Consider the following 18193-nt stretch of genomic DNA (forward strand, 5'->3'; position numbering starts at 1 on the left):
CGGCCGCTCAGCCCCGGCTGCGGTTGGGGGCCACCCAGAGCGCGGCACCGAGGGCGGCCAGCGCCGCGGTGAGGACGAAGCCGCGGTCGTTGTCCACGCGCGGCAGCACGACGAGCACCCAGAACACGGCCACGCCGATCAGGCCGGCGGCGGCGACCTTCCACGCCGCGTCCGGGCGCAGCCGGGCGGCAGGCAGGAACCGGCCGGCGAACGGCAGCCCCCCGAGGAGGGTGGCGAGGGTGGCGAAGACCGCCCACAGCGTCCCCGCGGACCACAGCGGGGTCTCGCCGAAGCCCAGCGTCAGGCCGAGCTGGAGCAGCAGGAAGGAGAGCGCGATCAGGCCGGCGCCGATGCGGACGGCCCGCTCCTGCGCGGAACGCGGGGCGCGCGAGGGGCGGGGGGTCCGCGGTGTCCGGGGTGTGCGCGGGGTGCGCGCCCTGCGGGGCGGCCCGGCGGTGCGCGGCAGGCCGAGGGAGTGGTCGGAGGTGTCCGCCGACGGCGACGAGGCGACCCCGGGCGGGCCGGGCACCGCGCCGACCGGCCCGGTCGGCTGGACCCCGCCGGACACCGGCGCGGCGTCCACGCGCGGCACCTGGTGCGTGCCGGCGACGGAGGCCGCGGTCGCACCCACCCCGATCTGGTGGGCGCCGGTGTCGGCCGGGTCCCGGGGGGCCGGTGGGTCGGGGGTGGGAGTCGGGTGCGTCACGGATCCTCCTCGCTCGGACGCGGGCGCGCGCCGGACCGGTTCGTCTCCGCACGCTAGCGGCGCGGCGCCTCGCCACCCGGCAGGAAACGCGGGCGGGCGGACAGCTCACTAGGGTCGGCCGGGTGGCCGTGCGCGCAGGGATCGTCGTCACCGGGACCGAGGTGCTCACCGGTCGGGTGAGCGACCGCAACGGCCCCTGGCTGGCCGAGGAGCTGCGCCGGCTCGGCGTGGACGTCGGCGCGGTGCTCGTCGTCGGCGACCGGCCCGAGGACCTGCGCAACGCGCTGCGCTTCCTGGCCGGCGAGGACGTCGTCATCACCACCGGGGGGCTCGGCCCGACCGCCGACGACCTGACCGCGGAGGTCGTCGCCGGCGTGCAGGGCCGGCCGTCGTCGGTCGACCCGGAGCTGGAGCGCCACGTCGCCGGCATCGTCGAGGGGCTCATGGACGGCCGCGGCTGGCGCGCCGACCCGACGGCGACGGCGGCCGGCGTCCGCAAGCAGGCGCTCGTACCCGAGGGCGCGACGGTGCTGCCGCCGGTCGGGACGGCGCCGGGGCTCGTCGTCCCCCCGGCGGAGGGGCGCGACGGGCCGGTCGTCGTCGTCCTCCCCGGGCCGCCGTCGGAGCTGCAGGGGATGTGGCCGGCGGCGCTGGACGCCGAGCCGGTGCAGCGTGTGCTGGCCGCGCGCAGCGAGCTGCGCCAGGAGACGCTCCGACTGTGGGGGACGCTGGAGTCCCAGCTGGCGGCGACGCTGCGGGAGTCCGAGTTCCCGGGCCTGGAGGTCACCACCTGCCTGCGCGACGGCGAACTGGAGATCGTCACCCGCTACGGCCCCGACGCCCAGCCGGAGTACGACCGGCTGGTCGGGGCCGTGCGGGAGGCCCACGGGCCGCAGCTGTTCTCGACCGGCCCCACGGTCGACGACCTGGTGGCGTCGGCGTTCGCCGACCGAGGGCTGACCGTGGCGACGGCGGAGTCGTGCACCAGCGGGCTGCTGGTGGCCCGGCTGACCGAGCGGGCCGGGTCGTCGGCGTGGGTGCTCGGCGGGGTGGCCTCGTACGCGAACTCGGCCAAGGAGGCGCTGGTCGGCGTCCCGTCGGAGGTGCTGGCGTCGCACGGCGCGGTGAGCGCCCAGGTCGCGGCCGCGCTGGCCGAGGGGGCGCGGTCCCGCTTCGGTGCTGACGTGGGGGTCGGCATCACCGGGATCGCCGGACCGGGCGGCGGGACGCCGGACAAGCCGGTGGGCACCGTGCACCTGTGCGCCGTCGGGCCGTCCCCCGAGGGGGTGGCGCGCTCGGTCGTGCTGCCCGGCTCGCGGTCGGCGGTGCGGCACCGGTCGGTCAGCCTGGCGATGCACATGGTGCGCCAGCTCCTGCTCGGCGGGCCGCCGGCATGAGCAAGGACCCGCCCCTCCCCACCCCTCGCGATCTCGGGGCGGTGCCCTGGAGGGGCCGGGCGCGGCGCTCGTGCAGGACCGCAGGACGAGGTCCTTCCGTGGTCGCCCGGTGAGGACCCCGCGACGGCATCCGATGACGGGCTGACTGCCGTGGTGGTGCAGTGCCGTGCCCGTCCGCTGCCCCAGGAGGCGCCGTGACCACCCTGACGTTGCACGCGACCGGGCCCGTCGGGCCGGACGAGGTCTGGGAGCGCTACGCCGTCCCGGCGCGCTGGCCGGAGTGGGCTCCGCAGATCACCGGCGTCGAGGTGCCGGTCGCCCGGCTCGCCGCCGGCGTGCAGGGGCGGGTGCGCGCGCCGCTGGGGGTGACGCTGCCGTTCGTCGTCGACACGGTGGACGAGGCGGCTCGGCGGTGGTCGTGGACGGTGTCGCTCGGGCCGGTGCGGCTGCGCCTGCTGCACTGGGTCACCGAGGGTCCGGACGGCGGCAGCACGACGGGGCTGCGGATCTCCGGGCCGGCGCCGTTGGTGGTCGGCTACGCGCCGCTGGCCCAGTTCGCGATCGGCCGGCTGGTCCACCCGCTGCGCTGACGCCCCGGGAGGGGGACGAGCGGGTGGGTCTGCGAGGGATGCCTCTCGCAGCGGCGGCGCGCAGCGTTCGTGGACGAGCACTTGCGGGTCTCGAGGCATACGGGTGCACGGTGGTCGCCAGCGACGTCCGCGACTGGTGTCAAGGCCGTCGTGACAGCTGGGGACAGGCTTCTGAGCTGGGGATTTGTGCTGCTGCGGGGTCCCGACTCCAATAGACTTCGAACACCTGATCGGAGTGCTGGGGGGTGTCGTGGAGCAGCTGCTGGCCGCTGTGGACGCCCTGGCCGCCGAGAACCTGGGGCCGCTGTTCGGCCCGGCGCTGCTGGACCGGTTGAGTTCGCTGCTGGCCGCGCAGAACCGGCTGGCCGCCGAGGTCGCCCGCACGGTGCGCGAGGCCGAGGTGTCCGGCGCGGCGGAGGTCGACGGGCTGCAGACGATGGCCTCCTGGCTGCGCGGGCACGGGCACCTGTCGACGGTTGAGGCGGCGCGGGTGGTGCGCACGGGCCGCGCCCTGGCGCAGCTGCCCGGCATGGCCGCGGCGTTCGCCGCCGGGACGGTGACCGCCGAGCAGGCGGCGGTGATCGGCCGGGTGGCCGAGCCGGAGCACCTCACCCGCGCCGCGGAGCAGGGCGTGGACCTGGGCGGCGTGGACACCGTGCTGACGCAGGTGGCCATCACCCGTCCGCACGCCGATGTCGCCAGGGCGGTGCACCACTACCTGCAGCGCCTCGACGCCGACGGGCCGGAGCCCGATCCGACCGGGGGGCGGCGGCTGGTCATCGCCCGGCACGCCGACGGGTCGATCTCCGGCCGGTTCGACCTGGAGGCGGTGGGTGGGGAGAAGCTGCAGGCCGCGCTGGAGTCGGTGGTGCAGGCCGGCCGCTGCGCCGGGGACGAGCGCACCAGGGGCCAGCAGTTGGCCGATGCGCTGGTGCAGCTGTGCGACAACCAGCTGGCCTCCGGCAACCTGCCGGTGCTGCGCGGGCACAAGCCCCAGGTCATCGTCAAGGTCGGTGTCGAGGATCTGGTCGACCCCTCGGTCGGCGCCGGTGCCGCCGAGCTGGGGTTTGGTGCGACCGTCTCCGCGGCGCGGGCCCGGTGGCTGGCCTGTGACGGGGTCGTCACCCGGATCGTGCTGGGCCCGGGCGGGATGCCGCTGGAGCACGGCCGCACCGTGCGCCTGGTGCCTCCGCACGTGCGCCGGGCCGCCGAGGTCCGCGACCGCGGCTGCGTGTTCACCGGCTGCGGCGCCCCCACGCACTGGTGCGACGTGCACCACCTGCTCGCCTGGATCGACGGCGGGCAGACCAGCCTGGCCAACAGCGCGTTGCTGTGCGAACGGCATCACACCAAGGTCCACCACGGCTTCCGGGTCGAGCGGCAACCCGACGGGCGATGGCGCACCCGGCGCCCGGATGGCAGCGAGATCCGCACCGGACTCCTGCGCACCGGACCGGGCCGCACCGGCCCACCTCTTCCCGCCGCCGCTGCCTGACCGCTGGCCCCCACCGCCGGGGCCGCGACCGCCGCGCGTTCCACGTGGAACGCGCGCGACCCGGGCCGGCAGGCGACGGGGGGCGGTGCTCGGCACCCGCTCCGGAGGGCGCCGGTGGGCGCGATCGTCGAGCGGTCCTCCGTCCCCTCTGCCTGAATTGCATCCGTGTGGTTACCCTCAGTCGTGCGTTGCGCGCCCGGCGCCGTCGTGGGGGACGGTGGCGAGGCTGCGGTCCCCGGGCGGGACCTGACGCGTGTTCCGCAGGGGTCGAGAGAGCGGGCAGGGGTGCACGGACACGTTCCAGCTGGCCACGTCACACCAGCCGACCCCTTCTCCTCGGTCACCGACGCCGTCTACCGGATCGACCGCAGGTGGCGGTTCACCTACGTGAACGCCGCCGCCGCGCGGCTCCTCGGCCGCCGAGCCGACGACATGATCGGCCGCTATGCCTTCGAGTGCTTCCCGGAGACGCTCGGCACGGTCATCGAGGACGAGTACCGGGCGGTGCTCCTGGACGGGCGGGTCCGCGAGTTCGACTACTTCTACCCACCGTTGGACCGCTGGTTCGAGATCCGCGCCTTCGCCGACGCCGGCGGTCTGACCGCCGTCCTGCGCGACGTCGACGACCAGCGCCGCACCGAACAGCGGCGCCTCGCCGAGCTGCGGCAGCTCGGCGCCGTCCTCGAGGCGCTGCCCCCGGCCACGGTGCTGCTGGCGGGCGACGGCCGGATCGAGATGACCAACCGGGCGTGGACGGCGAACGGCGAGGCGCTGGAACGCAGCGGCGGCCGGCCGGCCCGGGTCGGCGAGCACTACCTGGACGCGATGGCCCGGTACGTCGACGCCGAGCACCACGCCGAGATCGCCGCGGGCCTGCGGCGCCTCGCCGACGGCCTGGTCCCCGGGTCCACGTTCGCCGTCGACTACCCGCACCAGGTCGGCCCGGAGCCGGCGTGGTTCCGCCTGCAGGCCGCGCGGGTCGACGCCTCCGACCGGGTCATCGTCACCCACACCGACATCACCGAGCGGGTGCGCGACCAGCAGGCGCTGGCCTGGCAGGCCAACCACGACGACCTCACCGGACTGCCCAACCGCACCCGCCTGCTCCAGCTGATCCGAGAGGCGCTGGAGCCGGGTCACGGCCCGGCGGCGTTGCTCTTCCTCGACCTCGACGGGTTCAAGACGGTCAACGACTCGCTCGGCCACGACGTCGGGGACGAGTTGCTGCGCCAGGTCGGCGGCCGGCTCGCCGAGCAGGTCCGTCCGGGGGACGCCGTGGGCCGGCTGGGCGCCGACCAGTTCCTCGTCCTCGCCCGGAACTGCGACATCGCCGAGGCAGCCTCCCTGGCCTTCCGGCTGCAGAGCTCCTTCTCCCGTCCCTTCCACGCCGAGGGCATCTCGGTGCCGCTGTCGGTCAGCATCGGCGTCGCGGCCGCCCAGCCCGGCGCCGACCGGCCCCACCAGCTGCTCAGCGACGCCGACACCGCCGCCTTCGCCGCGAAGGGCGCCGGCCGCGACCGCGTGCACGTCTTCTCCCCGGGGCTGCGCGAGGCGGCGCGCTGGCGGCTGGAGGTCGCCAACCGGCTGCGGGACGGCGCCGTCGACGAGTTCGTCGTCCACTACCAGCCCGTCGTCCGGGTGGACACCGGCGAGGTCGAGGGCGTGGAGGCGCTGCTGCGCTGGCAGCACCCCGAGCGCGGGCTGCTCGCCCCCGACGCCTTCCTCTCCGTGGCCGAGGAGACCGGCCAGCTCATCCCGATCACCCGGTGGCTGCTCGGTGAGACGACCCGGCAGGCCGCCGAGTGGGCCGCGCAGGGGCTGCCGCTGCGCATGTCGGTCAACATCAGCGCCCGGCACTTCTCCGCCGAGACGCTGGTGCGCGACGTGCGGGTGGCGCTGCACGACTCCGGACTGGCCCCGGAGAACCTGGTGCTCGAGCTCACCGAGACCAGCGTCGCGGAGGACCCCACCCGGGCCGAGGACCAGCTGTCGATCCTGCAGACCTCCGGGGTGTCGGTCGCGATCGACGACTTCGGGACCGGCTGGTCCTCACTCGCCCAGCTCCTGGCGCTGCCCGTCGGGACGTTGAAGATCGACCGCTCGCTGCTCACCGCCGCCGCCCGGCTGGCGTGCAACGGCACCGGGCCGGTGCTCGCCGCCATCGTCTCGCTGGCCCGCACCCTGGGGATCCGCTCGGTCGCCGAGGGCGTCGAGACCGCCGAGCACCTGCAGATGGTCCGCGAGGCCGGCTGCGACCTCGCCCAGGGATACCTCCTCGCCCGCCCGATGCCGGCCTCCGAGGTCCTGCGCTGGGCGTCCCGGGTGCGGGCCGCCGGCGGTGACTCGTGCGCCCTCGCGCTGCAGGCGAGCAGGCGCTGAGAGGTCCGGTGCGGGCCCGCCGGCTGCGCCGCCGCACGCCGCGACGGGCCACCGCACCGGCCGGCCCGCCCCGCTCGACGGGTGTGCCGTCCCCCGTCGAGGTCCCGGCCGGGCAGACTGCCCCCGTGACCGACCTGGACGCAGCCGCGGAGACGGCGCCCGACACCGACGCGCTCGACGGGCGGGCACGCCCGGCGCTGGACCTGCTCATCTGGGACGCGCCGAACATCGACATGACCCTGTCGACGGTCATCGGCGCCCGCCCGACCGCGGCGTCGCGCCCCCGGTTCGACGCCATCGCCGCCTGGTTCGTGGAGGGAGCGGGCGACTCCGGCGCGCCCGACGCCCCCGATGTCGAGGCCTGCGTCTTCGCCAACATCCCGCCCGTGGTGGGCAGCCTGCAGCGCTGGGTGGAGGCGCTGCGCAGCTTCGGCTTCGCCGTCTTCGCCCGGCCCAAGCAGCAGCCCGACGACGACATCGACCAGGCGATGCTCGACCACATCGACGTCCGCCGGCACAGCCACCGGCTGCGCCGGTTGGTGGTCTTCTCCGGTGACGGCCGCAACTTCGCCGAGCCGCTGGAGGAGCTGGCCCGCACCGGCACGCAGGTCACGGTGGTCGCCTTCAGCGAGGTCGCCGGCTACGCGATCGGGTCGGACCTGCTGGAGTTCATCGACATCGAGGACGTGCCGGGCGCCTTCGCCGTCCCGCTGGACCGGGTGCGCCTGGACGCCCTGCCGCCGGACGGCGCATGGCTGCGGCCCACCCGCAGCCTGCGGGACTTCGTCAGCTCCTACGTCCGCCGGAACGGCTGACCCAGGTGTTCGACGAGGGCACCGGGCCGGTCGCCACCGAGGAGCTGCTGGTCCCGGGCGAGACCTGCTGGCGGATCGAGCGCGCCGACCGGCACGCGGTCTTCGTCGACGCGGCCGACTACTTCGCGGTCCTGCGGGAAGCGGTGCTGAACGCCCGGCGTCGGGTGCTGTTCATCGGCTGGGACTTCGACCCGCGGATCCGGATGGACCCGCGCGGGGCAGGGCGGCGGCGCGTCGGCGGACGGCGCCCGGACAAGCTGGGCCGGGTGCTGGAGGAGGCCGTCCGCACCAACCCGGAGCTGGAGATCGGCGTCCTGGTCTGGGACTACGGCGTCGTCGGCGCGCTCGGCCGCGGCCTGGTGCCGGTCGTGCTGCTCGACCGGCGCACCCCCGACCGGCTGACGATGACGGTGGACACCCACCACCCCGTGGGCGGCGCCCACCACCAGAAGATCGTGGTCATCGACGACTGCCTGGCCTTCGCCGGCGGCATCGACGTCACCACCGACCGCTGGGACACCTCCGAGCACCTCGACCGGAACCAGCTGCGGCGCCGTCCCTCGTCGCACCGGCTCACCGGCCCCTGGCACGACGTGACCAGCCTGGTGTCCGGGCCGGCCGCCCGCGCGATCGGCGACCTGGCGCGGGAGCGGTGGGAGAGCGGCACCGGGCGGGCGCTGGAGCCGGTCGAGGACGTCGAGGCCTGCTGGCCGGACGTCGAGCCGCTGCTGACCGACGTGGACGTCGCCATCTCGCGCACCCGGCCCGAGCACGGCGGGACGAGCCTGGTGCACGAGATCGAGCTGCTGTGGCTGGCGGTCATCGCCGCGGCCCGGCGCTCGGTCTACATCGAGAGCCAGTACTTCGCCAACCGCCGGATCGCCGAGGCCATCGCCGAGCGGCTGCGCGAGCCCGACGGCCCGGAGTTCGTCGTCGTCAACCCCGAGACCGCCGAGGGGTGGCTGCAGGAGAAGGCCATGGGCACGGCCCGCGCCAAGCTGCTCGCGCTGGTGCGGGAGGCCGACGTCCACGGCCGGTTCCAGCTCTACGTGCCGGTCACCGAGGGACGCCGGCCGATCTACGTGCACGCCAAGGTCACGGTGGTCGACGACCGGCTGCTGCGGATCGGCTCGTCGAACCTCAACAACCGGTCCATGGGGATGGACACCGAGTGCGACGTGTCCATCGAGGTGCGTCCCGGCGACCCGCGCGCGGAGGAGAAGGCCGCTGCCGTCACCGGGCTGCGCGACCGGCTGCTGGGCGAGCACCTCGGCGTGCCGCCGTCCGCGGTCGCCGACGCGGTCGAGGCCTGCGGCGGGTCGCTGCTGCAGGCCGTGGAGAGCCTGCGCCGGCCGATCGGCCGCTCGCTGGTGCCCCTGGCCCCGCCGGACCTCGGCCCGGTGGAGCAGGCGCTGGCCGAGACCGAGCTGCTCGACGCCGAGCGGACGCCGAACCGGTGGGAACGGGTGCGCCGCAGCTTCCGGCCGCGGGTGCACGGCAGGTCGACCCGCCGCCGCTGACCACCGTGCCGGTGTCCCGGTCCGCGACTCGGCCCGCGCGGCCGCACCCGGGCCCCGCACCCCGGGGGACCGCCGAGGAGGGGCCCGGCGGGACTCAGGCCGCCTGGCGCGGGCCCGGCACGGCTGCCTCGCGGACCGCTCCCGGGGGCAGCACGGCCGGGTTGCGACCGGCCCGTCCGGCCCGCCCGGCGTAGGCGGCCGCGACCAGGAGGCCGCCGACGACGTTGCCCGGGATGGTCCACACCAGGTTCCCGGCCAGGTCCCACCATCCCGCGACACCCTCCAGCGCAGCGAGGGAGAACGTCGTCATGTTGGCGATGGAGTGCTCGAAGCCCGAACCGGTGAACGCGAGCAGCCCCCACCACAGGACCACCAGCTTGGCCCCGTCCGTGGCCGCGCGCGTCGCCATCCAGACCGCCAGGCACACGAGCGCGTTGCACAGGACCGCCCGCCAGAACAGCTGCGGTCCGGTGGCGGCCGTCTTGCCGTCGACCATGCTGCCCAGCAGCGCCACGGCCGGCGACGCGCCGGTCGGCCCCGGTCCCGCGCTGAGCACGCCGCTCAGGTGGACGGCGCCGGCGAGGCCCAGCGAACCGATCGCGTTGCCGACGAGCGACAGGGCACCCACGGTGCCGGCGGAGCGCCAGCCCGAGCTCCGTCGGCTGATGCCGTGCGCCATCACCATGACGTTGCCGGTGAACAGCTCGGCCCCGGCGAAGACGACGAGGGTGAGCGCGAGGCCGAACACGGCTCCCTGCACCAGCCTGGTCACGGGGGAGCCGGCTGCGGCCAGGGGGGCGGACACGCTGACCAGGAGCACGACGGCGATCCCGACGTAACCGCCGGCCAGCACCGAGCTCTTCAGGTAGCCGGCCGGTCCGGTCGCCGCGGCCGCCTTGGCCGCGGCCTGTTCCGCCAGCTCGGCGGCGGCCTCGGGGACGGTCCGCGGCATCAGTGGCTGCGCTGCCCGGCCGGGGCGTCGCCGGCGGGGACGCCGTCCACCCACGGACGGGACGAGTGCTTGGCCTTGAAGTAGTCCCCGCCCTTGCGGACGACGTCGTCGGTGCCCCACGCCTGGCGGACCTCGGACCGCTTGACCATCTGCGGGATGTGCTTCGAGCAGTGGATGTAGGCCTCGACCACGTCGATGGCCACCCACCGCTCGGGACGCCGCCCGCCGTCCTGCAGCAGCCCGTCGAGGACGCTGTCGGGCAGGTCCGGGCGGGCGAGCAGCTGGTCGTTGTCCAGGATCGAGGCGCGGCCGTTCACGTGCAGCCCGATGGCGTCACCGCAGAAGTCGATGAACAGCAGGCCGATGTGCCCGTTCTCGGCGATGTTGCCGAGGCTGGCCATGACGCCGTTCCCGCGGTACTCCGGGTAGGCGAGGGTCGTGTCGTCCAGGACGCAGACGAACCCGGGCGGTCCGGCGCGGAAGGAGCAGTCGGCCTCGCCGGCGCCGTCGGAGGTGGCGACGAAGACCATCTCCATGCGGGCCACGAACTCCCGCATGTGGTCGTTGAGGTGGTCGAGCATCTGGTGGTTGTAGAAGCCGCGGGCGCGGGCGGTCGTGCCGTACCGCTCCTGCAGCAGGTGCTCGCCGGTCGAGCCAGGCATGGGGGTTCCTCGGGTTCGGAGGGGAGGGGGGCGGTCAGCGGGACTCGAGGAGCCGGTCCACGTCGGCCAGGGAGCCGAGTGCCGCCACGGGGGTGTCCGGCTGGGCCATGAGCGTGGTGAGCGCGCCGGCGTCCAGGGGCCGGGCGAAGAAGTAGCCCTGGCCGATGTCGCAGTGCAGGCTCTGCAGCTCACGCACGTGCTCGCTGCGCTCGACGCCCTCGGCGACGGTCTCCAGGCGCAGCGTCTTGGCCAGCGCGACGATGGTGCGGGTCACCGCCGACTCCTCGATGTTGGCGCCACCCAGCCCGTCGACGAAGGACTTGTCGATCTTGAGGATGTCGATGGGGAAGCGCTGCAGGTAGGTCAGCGAGGAGTAGCCGGTGCCGAAGTCGTCGATGGCCAGGCGGACGCCCAGCTCCTTGAGCGCCTCGAGGGTGTGGATCGTCGCCGCGGTGTCGTTCATGAGGACGCTCTCGGTGATCTCCAGCACGAGCTGGTCCGCAGGGAAGCCGGAGTCCTCGAGCGCCGCGGCCACCTCCTCCGCGAGGCGTGGCTGGTGCAGCTGACGGCCCGAGAGGTTGACGCTCATGACCAGCGGCTCCCGCTCGGGGAACCGGTCGAGCCAGGTCCGGCCCTGCTGGCAGGCGGCGCGCAGCACCCACCGCCCGAGGTCGTTGATCAGGCCGGTCTCCTCGGCGACCGGGATGAACTCCATCGGCGGGATCAGCCCCCGTTCGGGGTGCACCCACCGGAGCAGGGCCTCGACGCCGATGAGGCTGTTGGTCCGCAGGTCGATCTGCGGCTGGAAGTGCAGCACGAACTGGTCGCGCTCGAGCGCACGGTGCAGGTCGTTGACGATCTCCAGCCGGCGCACGGCCCCGGCCCGCATGACCGAGTCGAAGACCTCGTGCCGGGCGCGCCCCGCGTCCTTCGCGCGGTACATGGCCGCATCGGCGTCACGGAGCAGGCCGTGCGCGTCCCCGTCGGTGCCGCTCGACAGCGCGATGCCGATGCTGGCGGTGACGAACACCTCGTCGCCGTCCAGGTCGAAGGGCGCGGCGAGCGCACCGGCGAGGCGCTCGGCCAGCCCCTCGACGTCCCGCTCGTCCACCACGGACTCGGCGAGGATGACGAACTCGTCGCCGCCGAACCGGGCGACGGTGTCGCCCGGCCGGACCACGGCCCGCAACCGCGTGGCTGCAGCGGCGATCACGGTGTCACCAGCAGCGTGTCCGAGGCTGTCGTTGATCAGCTTGAAGTGGTCGAGGTCGACGAACGCCACCGCGACCCCGCCGCGGTTGCGCTGAGCCAGGGCCACCTCCAGCCGGTCCAGCAGCAGGACGCGGTTGGGCAGCCCGGTTAGCGGGTCGTGCAGGGCGTGGTGGGTCAGCCTGCCCTGGGCGAGCTCCCGCTCCACCACGCGGCCCAGCTGGGTGCCGATCTGCCCCATGACCTCGCACAGGGCGTCGTCGGGCTGCAGCGGCTCGGAGGTGAAGAACTCCAGGACGGCGGTGACCTCGCTCCCGACCAGCACGGGGAACGCGAAGGCCGCAGCCAGACCGCTGTCCCGGGCGGCGCCGCGCCGGGGGAAGTTGTCGTCGGTGGTGACGTCGCAGATCCAGCTGGGTTGCTTGGTCGCCAGGACGCGTCCGGGGAGCCCGGTGCCGGCGCGGAACGGCGTCGCCGTGGTGACCTGCAGGAAGGGCAGGAGCCGATCGTCGTCCGGCCGCACCCAGATGTTGGACGAGCACAGCGTCTCGCCGTCGTCATCGACCAGGTAGATGTGCCCGACCGGCCACCCGGTGTGCTCGGCGATCATGCGCAGGCCGGTCTCCAGCGCCTCGCGCCCGCTGGAGGTCTCGTTCGACGCGACGCTGACCCGCTGCAGCAGCCGGACGAAGCCGGTCTCCCGGGCGAGCGCCGCCTCGGCCCGCTTGCGCTCGGTGATGTCCCGGAGGATCCCGGTGAAGAACCGCCCCTCGCCCTCGGCCCAGTGCGACAGCGAGAGCTCCACGGGGAACTCGGTGCCGTCCGCACGCTGGGCGTGCACCTCCACGGCACCCGAGCCGATGACGCGGGGCTCCCCGGTGAGCAGGAAGCGACCCATGCCGCGCTCGTGGGCGTCGCGGTAGCGCTCGGGCATCAGGACGGTCAGCGGCTTGCCGATGACGTCCTCGGCCGCGTAGCCGAACATCGCCTCACCGCCGCGGTTCCAGCTGACGATCAGCCCGCGGGCGTCGGCGGAGACGATCGCGTCACTGGCCGACTCGGTGACCGCGCGGTACTTCGTCTCCAGCTGGTGCAGCGCCGACTCCGTCTGGTGCCGCGGTGCGACGTCCTGGAACCAGAAGACGGCGACCGGCTCGTCCTCGTGGGTCACGAGCGAGCTGACGTAGTCCACCGTGAGCGTGCTGCGGCCGACCGCGGTGAGGGTGGCCGTGCCACGAGCCGGGCGACCGGAGTGCAGGGGTGCGCAGAGCGGGCAGTCCTCGGCCGGCTCCCCGGCCGGCCGGCCGTGGTGCTCCTCGTGCACGTGGGCGCCCAGCAGGAGGGGACGGACGGTCCCGAGCAGGCGGGCGGCGGCCTCGTTGGCCAGGATGCACCGTCCGGCCGTGTCGACGGCGTAGACGCCCTGGTTCGTCACGGCCAGGAGGCGGTCGGCGAGGGTCGGGACGGCGGTCCCGACCGATCCGCGGGCACGGCGCCACGGACGGAGCTTGCGGGTCATGGGACTGCAGATCGGGTGGTGGGCGCGGGACCTTGAGGGCTCGACCGTCGCCTGCCCCCGCCGAGGGGCGAAGCGGGTCCCGCCGTGAGCGGCACGCCGACCCGACGGTCCTCGGCAGGGGGCGGGACGGGCGGCGGTTACCGTTCCGCCTCGCGGGCCCTCGTCACTGCCCGTTGCAGCAGCCGAACGGAGGGGCACCATGAACACGCCTGGGGTCGACCACCCGCACCGGGACGGTGAGGTGGAGGTGGTGCTGCCCGGGCACCGGGTGTCCGTGAACGCCAGGGTCGAGGCCGCCGACGCGGCCACGGTCGTCGTCCGCCCGTCGGTCGGTGAGTTCGCCGGGCAGGTCGTCCGCATCGGCGAGGAGGTGCAGCTCGTCTGGCACGACGCTCCCGACGTCCGGATGGTGACGGCCGAGGTGGCCACGGTCCAGCACGGCGCCGTACCGCGCTGGCACCTGGACGTCACCGCACCCGCCGAGCCGGTCCAGCGCCGGGAGGCCGTCCGCGGCCGCTTCGCGGTGCGGCTCACCGTGACCGTCGACGGCGTCGACCTCGCCGGTGACGTCCTCGACCTCAGCGAGGCCGGCACCCGCGCCGTCGTCGACGCCTACGGCGCACCTCCGTCGCCGGGTGCCGCAGTCGCCGTCGTCCTGGAGCTGGAGGACGGCGCGCTGACCACCTCGGCCGAGGTGGTCTGGTACCAGGTGCGGGGTCGTCGCTGGACGCTGTCCCTGCGCTTCACCGACCTGCCGGAGAAGGACCAGGACCGGCTGCGCCGCCGCGTGTTCCAGGCGATGCGCGAGGAGCGGGCCCGCGCGGCGACCTGAACCGGCGGTCCCCCGGGGGAAGGGGACCCCGGTTCCACTCAAGCCCGACGCCTGCCCGGCCGATCCCAGGACCGTCGTGCATCCCCGGGGACGTGCGGCCGGATCGCCTCCGGCCGCACGCCACCGGGGGACGGTGGATCCGATCGGAGAGACGAAGATGAGCGTTGCCGGGGTGGACTGGCCAGAGCCGGGCGGTGCAGCCGAGGTCATCCCGCTGGCCCGCGGTGTCGCGCTGCCCAGTCACGTGGAGGTCTCGGACGGGACCGACCTGCTGGTCCGGCTCGTGCTGGCCGAGTACGCCGAGAAGCTCAAGGTCCAGCCGGGGCACCGCGTCGAGGTCCTGTGGGGTGGCCCGACGGGCGGGCGGTCGCTCCCCGCGGAGGTGACCGAGGTCCGGTCCGACCCGGAGCTGCGCTGGGTCCTGCAGATCACCGGCCCGGCCGAGGCCAGCCAGCGGCGTCAGTCGGTGCGTGCCCGTGTCGAGCTCCCGGTCGTGGCCCGGTGCGGAACCGTGCTCATCACCGGTCAGACCGTGGATCTCAGCGAGGCCGGCGCCCGCGTCTGGTTCGACGGCTGGGGTCTGCAGCCGCCACCGGGCACCCCCATCGACGTGACCCTGGAGCTGGGGGACGGCACCTTCAACGCGGCCGGTGAGGTGGTGCGCGTGGAACCCCGGGGACCGCGCTGGCTGATCTCCATGAAGTTCCCGGAGCTGACCGAGCAGGAGCAGGACCGGCTGCGGCGGCGGGTCTTCGAGGCGCTGCGACTCGAGCGTCTCCGCCAGGCCGACTAGGAACTGCGCCGGCGGGATAGTCCCGGGGCGTGACCGCGCCCGCTCGCCTGCCCGAGGCCCTGACCTCCCTGAGGGACGCCGTCGCCGCCGCGCCGCTCGGCCTGGCCACGCCGGGGGGCGAGGCGGCCCGCCGTGCGGCCCGCGGGGTGGTCGAGCAGGTCGACGACTACCTGCTGCCGCGGCTGCGCGACCTGGACGCCCCGCTGCTCACCGTCGTCGGCGGCTCCACCGGGGCCGGCAAGTCCACCCTGGTCAACAGCATCATCGGGGCACCGGTCACCACCGCGGGCGTGCTGCGGCCGACCACCCGGGCGCCGGTGCTGGTCTGCGCCCGGACCGACCTGACGGCCTTCCAGGGCGACCGGGTGCTGCCCGGCCTCGCCCGGGTCACCGGCGGGGCCGGCGGCCCCGGCACGCTGCAGCTGGTGCCGCGGGACGACGTCCCGCCCGGTCTCGCGCTGCTCGACGCGCCGGACGTCGACTCGGTGGTGGAGTCCAACCGCGAGCTGGCCGCGCAGCTGCTGGCCGCCGCCGACCTGTGGGTCTTCGTCACCACCGCGGCCCGCTACGCCGACGCCGTGCCGTGGGACGTGCTGCGGACGGCGCAGGAGCGGGGCACCGCGCTGGCCGTCGTGCTGGACCGGGTGCCGCCCGGCGCCGCCGGCGAGATCGCGCCCGACCTCGCCGGGATGCTCGACCGCGCGGGCCTGACCGGGGTGCGGCTGTTCGTCGTGGAGGAGCGGCCGCTGGTCGACGGGTTCCTGCCCGCGGACCAGGTCGAACCGCTGCGCGGCTGGCTGCACGCGCTCGCCGCCGACCAGGAGCAGCGCGCCGCCGTCGTCCGCCAGACGCTGACCGGCGCGCTGGCCAGCCTGGAGGACCGGGTGGCCGGCATCGCCGCCGCCGTCGAGGAGCAGGCGCTGGCCGCCACCGCGCTGCGGGAGGCTGCGGCGGCGGCCTACACCGCCGCCTACGAGGGCATCGACGAGGGCGTGCGCAGCGGCAGCCTGCTGCGCGGCGAGGTGCTGGCCCGCTGGCAGGAGTTCGTCGGCACCGGTGAGTGGATGCGGTCGCTGCAGAGCTCGATCGGCCGGGTGCGGGACCGGGTCACCGCCGCCCTCACGGGCCGCCCCTCGCCGGCCGCAGAGCTGCAGGGTGCGCTGGAGACCAGCGTCGAGACGCTGCTGCGCGCCGAGGCCGACCGCGCCGCCGAGCGCACCGTCACCACCTGGCGCGCGCTGCCCGGCGGGCCGCCGCTGCTGACCGCGGCGGACGAGCCGCTGGACCGGGTGTCGCCGGACTTCCCGGAGGCCGCGGCGGCGCAGGTCCGCGACTGGCAGGGCTACGTGCTCGACCTGGTCCGTGAGGAGGGCGCGGGCAAGCGCACCCAGGCCCGGGTGCTCTCCTGGGGCGTCAACGGCGCCGGCGCCGCGGTCATGGTCGCCGTCTTCGCGCACACCGGGGGGCTCACCGGTGGTGAGGTGGCGGTGGCCGGCGGGACGACGGCGGTCGGCCAGCGGCTGCTGGAGGCGGTTTTCGGCGACGCGGCCGTCCGCTCGCTGGCCGCCCGCGCCCGGGAGGACCTGCAGGCGCGTGCCGACGCGCTGCTGCGCTACGAGCAGGACCGCTTCGACACACTGGTCGACGCCGCCGGACCGGGACCCGACGCCGCCCCCGAGCTGCGTGCCGCCGCGGCCGGCCTGGCCGCGGCCCGGGACCGGGCGTGAGGGGACGGACGCCGCTGCTGGCCGACCGGCTGGCGGCGCTGCGCGAGGCGGTCGAGGTCGCCGACGGCCGCCTCGAGGTGCCCGAGCTCGGCTCGGCCCGGACCCTGCTGGCCAAGGCCGGAGCCCGCGAGGCCCTCGGCGACGCCACCGTGGTCGCCCTGGCCGGCGCCACCGGCAGCGGCAAGTCCACGTTGTTCAACGCGCTGTCGGGCAGCGAGGTGAGCACCCCGGGCGTCCGCCGACCGACCACCGGCGTCGCGCACGCCACCGTCTGGGGCGCCGACGAGGCGACCGACCGGCTGCTCGACTGGCTGCAGGTGCCCCGCCGGCACCGGCACCCCCCCGAGCCGGCGCTGGACGGCCTGGTGCTGCTCGACCTGCCCGACCACGACAGCGTGCGGCTCGAGCACCGGCTGGAGGTCGACCGGCTGGTGCAGCTGGTCGACGTGCTGGTGTGGGTGCTGGACCCGGAGAAGTACGCCGACGCCGCCGTCCACGAGCGCTATCTGGTGCCGCTGGCCGGGCACGCGGGCGTGCTGCTCGTCGTCCTCAACCAGGTCGACCGGCTGGACCCCGCGGCCGCGCGGGCCTGCCTGGCCGACCTGCGCGGCCTGCTCGACCGCGAGGGCCTGGCGGACACGCCGCTGCTGGCCGTCTCGGCGCGCAACGGCACCGGCCTCGGCGAGCTGCGGGCCGATCTGGCCAAGCGGGTGACGGCCCGGCGGGCGGCGACCGACCGGCTCGCCGCCGACGTCCGGGGGGTCGCCACGGCGCTCGGGGCGCACTGCGCCCCGGACGGCGGGGGAGGGGTGGGCCGCGCCGAGCACGAGCACCTCACCGACGCGCTGGCCGAGGCCGCCGGGGTGCCCGCGGTCACCGCCGCCGTCGAGCGGTCGGTGCGCCGCAGCGGGACGGCGGCCACCGGCTGGCCGCTGGTGCGCTGGACCCGCAAGCTGCGCCCGGACCCGCTGGAGCGGCTGCACCTGGGACAGGGCACGGGCGAGGACGGGGCGGCGGTGGCCCGTACCTCCCTGCCGGCCGCCGGCGCGGTGCAGCGGGCCGGGGTGACCCGGGCGGTGCGCGCGGCGCGCGAGGCCGCCGGTGAGGGTCTGCCCCAGGCGTGGCGGGACGAGCTGCGGCGCACCGTCGAGGTGTCGGAGGAGCAGCTGGCCGACCGGCTCGACCGGGCCGTCGCCGGCACCGACCTCGGCCCGCAGCGCACCCCGCTGTGGCAGCGGGCGGTCGGCGGGCTGCAGTGGCTGCTCACCCTGGTCGCGCTGGCGGGGGCGCTGTGGCTGCTGGCCCTGGTGGTCCTCGGCTTCTTCCAGCTCGACGACGTCGTCCCGCTGCCCCGGGTGGAGGGACTGCCGCTGCCCACGCTGCTGCTGGTCGGCGGGCTGCTGGCCGGGGCGCTGCTGGCGCTGGTGGCCCGGCCCCTGGTCGGGCTGCGGGCGCGGCGGCGGGCGCGCCGGGCCGAGCAGCGGCTGTACGCGGCGGTGGACGTCGTGGCGCAGGAGGAGGTGCTCGCGCCGATGGCGGAGGTGCGCGAGGACCACGACCGCTACTGCGCGGCGGTGACCCGCGCGGGGAGGTGAGC

Annotated in this window: 14 protein-coding genes; 10 read left to right on the forward strand and 4 right to left on the reverse strand. The window is 75.5% G+C overall.

Features of this window, described 5'->3' with window-relative positions; translation table 11 throughout:
• Positions 1 to 7: 7 nt before the first annotated feature.
• Entirely contained in the window at positions 8 to 706 is a 699-nt protein-coding gene (locus BMW27_RS16950) for a hypothetical protein (protein ID WP_091446127.1), read from the reverse strand.
• Between the two features lie 122 nt (positions 707 to 828).
• Between BMW27_RS16950 and BMW27_RS16955 the strand changes: the two genes are divergently transcribed.
• The 6 genes from BMW27_RS16955 (at position 829) to BMW27_RS16980 (ending at position 8902) form a co-directional block, all read left to right on the forward strand.
• A complete protein-coding gene (locus BMW27_RS16955; RefSeq protein ID WP_091446129.1) occupies positions 829 to 2103 on the forward strand; it encodes a competence/damage-inducible protein A in 1275 nt (424 codons plus the stop codon).
• Between the two features lie 194 nt (positions 2104 to 2297).
• On the forward strand, positions 2298 to 2693 hold the full coding sequence (locus BMW27_RS16960; protein ID WP_091446131.1) for an SRPBCC family protein: 396 nt from the start codon (positions 2298 to 2300) through the stop codon (positions 2691 to 2693).
• Between the two features lie 250 nt (positions 2694 to 2943).
• A complete protein-coding gene (locus tag BMW27_RS16965; RefSeq protein ID WP_091446386.1) occupies positions 2944 to 4188 on the forward strand; it encodes an HNH endonuclease signature motif containing protein in 1245 nt (414 codons plus the stop codon).
• Between the two features lie 285 nt (positions 4189 to 4473).
• A complete protein-coding gene (locus tag BMW27_RS16970) occupies positions 4474 to 6567 on the forward strand; it encodes a putative bifunctional diguanylate cyclase/phosphodiesterase (protein ID WP_091446133.1) in 2094 nt (697 codons plus the stop codon).
• Between the two features lie 125 nt (positions 6568 to 6692).
• On the forward strand, positions 6693 to 7382 hold the full coding sequence (locus BMW27_RS16975; RefSeq protein ID WP_245743661.1) for an NYN domain-containing protein: 690 nt from the start codon (positions 6693 to 6695) through the stop codon (positions 7380 to 7382).
• Positions 7383 to 7387: 5 nt separating this feature from the next.
• Positions 7388 to 8902, forward strand: coding sequence for a phospholipase D-like domain-containing protein (locus BMW27_RS16980; RefSeq protein WP_091446136.1), 1515 nt, complete (start codon positions 7388 to 7390; stop codon positions 8900 to 8902).
• Between the two features lie 94 nt (positions 8903 to 8996).
• On the opposite strand, the gene BMW27_RS16985 is transcribed toward BMW27_RS16980, so the two are convergent.
• From BMW27_RS16985 to BMW27_RS16995, 3 genes are read right to left on the reverse strand one after another with little or no spacing between them, the layout of a single operon-like run.
• Positions 8997 to 9854, reverse strand: coding sequence for a formate/nitrite transporter family protein (locus BMW27_RS16985; RefSeq protein ID WP_091446138.1), 858 nt, complete (start codon positions 9852 to 9854; stop codon positions 8997 to 8999).
• Positions 9854 to 10516, reverse strand: a complete 663-nt coding sequence (locus tag BMW27_RS16990) for a pyridoxamine 5'-phosphate oxidase family protein (protein WP_091446140.1) — start codon at positions 10514 to 10516, stop codon at positions 9854 to 9856. The genes BMW27_RS16985 and BMW27_RS16990 overlap by 1 nt, the downstream gene beginning before the upstream one ends.
• Before the next feature lie 34 nt (positions 10517 to 10550).
• Positions 10551 to 13244 (reverse strand): sensor domain-containing protein, encoded by a 2694-nt coding sequence (locus tag BMW27_RS16995; RefSeq protein WP_175486543.1) that lies wholly within the window; start codon positions 13242 to 13244, stop codon positions 10551 to 10553.
• Between the two features lie 199 nt (positions 13245 to 13443).
• Between BMW27_RS16995 and BMW27_RS17000 the strand changes: the two genes are divergently transcribed.
• The 4 genes from BMW27_RS17000 to BMW27_RS17015 all read left to right on the forward strand — a co-directional run bounded on the left by BMW27_RS17000 (position 13444) and on the right by BMW27_RS17015 (position 18191).
• On the forward strand, positions 13444 to 14076 hold the full coding sequence (locus BMW27_RS17000) for a flagellar brake protein (protein WP_091446388.1): 633 nt from the start codon (positions 13444 to 13446) through the stop codon (positions 14074 to 14076).
• A gap of 157 nt (positions 14077 to 14233) precedes the next feature.
• Entirely contained in the window at positions 14234 to 14869 is a 636-nt protein-coding gene (locus BMW27_RS17005) for a flagellar brake protein (RefSeq protein WP_091446144.1), read from the forward strand.
• Positions 14870 to 14898: 29 nt separating this feature from the next.
• Complete coding sequence (locus BMW27_RS17010; protein ID WP_091446146.1) at positions 14899 to 16596, forward strand: GTPase family protein; 1698 nt, start codon at positions 14899 to 14901, stop codon at positions 16594 to 16596.
• Positions 16593 to 18191, forward strand: coding sequence for a YfjP family GTPase (locus tag BMW27_RS17015; RefSeq protein WP_091446148.1), 1599 nt, complete (start codon positions 16593 to 16595; stop codon positions 18189 to 18191). Before BMW27_RS17010 ends, BMW27_RS17015 begins: the two co-directional genes overlap by 4 nt.
• Positions 18192 to 18193 lie beyond the last annotated feature (2 nt).

The sequence above is a fragment of the Geodermatophilus poikilotrophus genome, assembly GCF_900111455.1.
In the GTDB taxonomy this organism is placed as follows: Bacteria; Actinomycetota; Actinomycetes; order Mycobacteriales; family Geodermatophilaceae; genus Geodermatophilus; species Geodermatophilus poikilotrophus.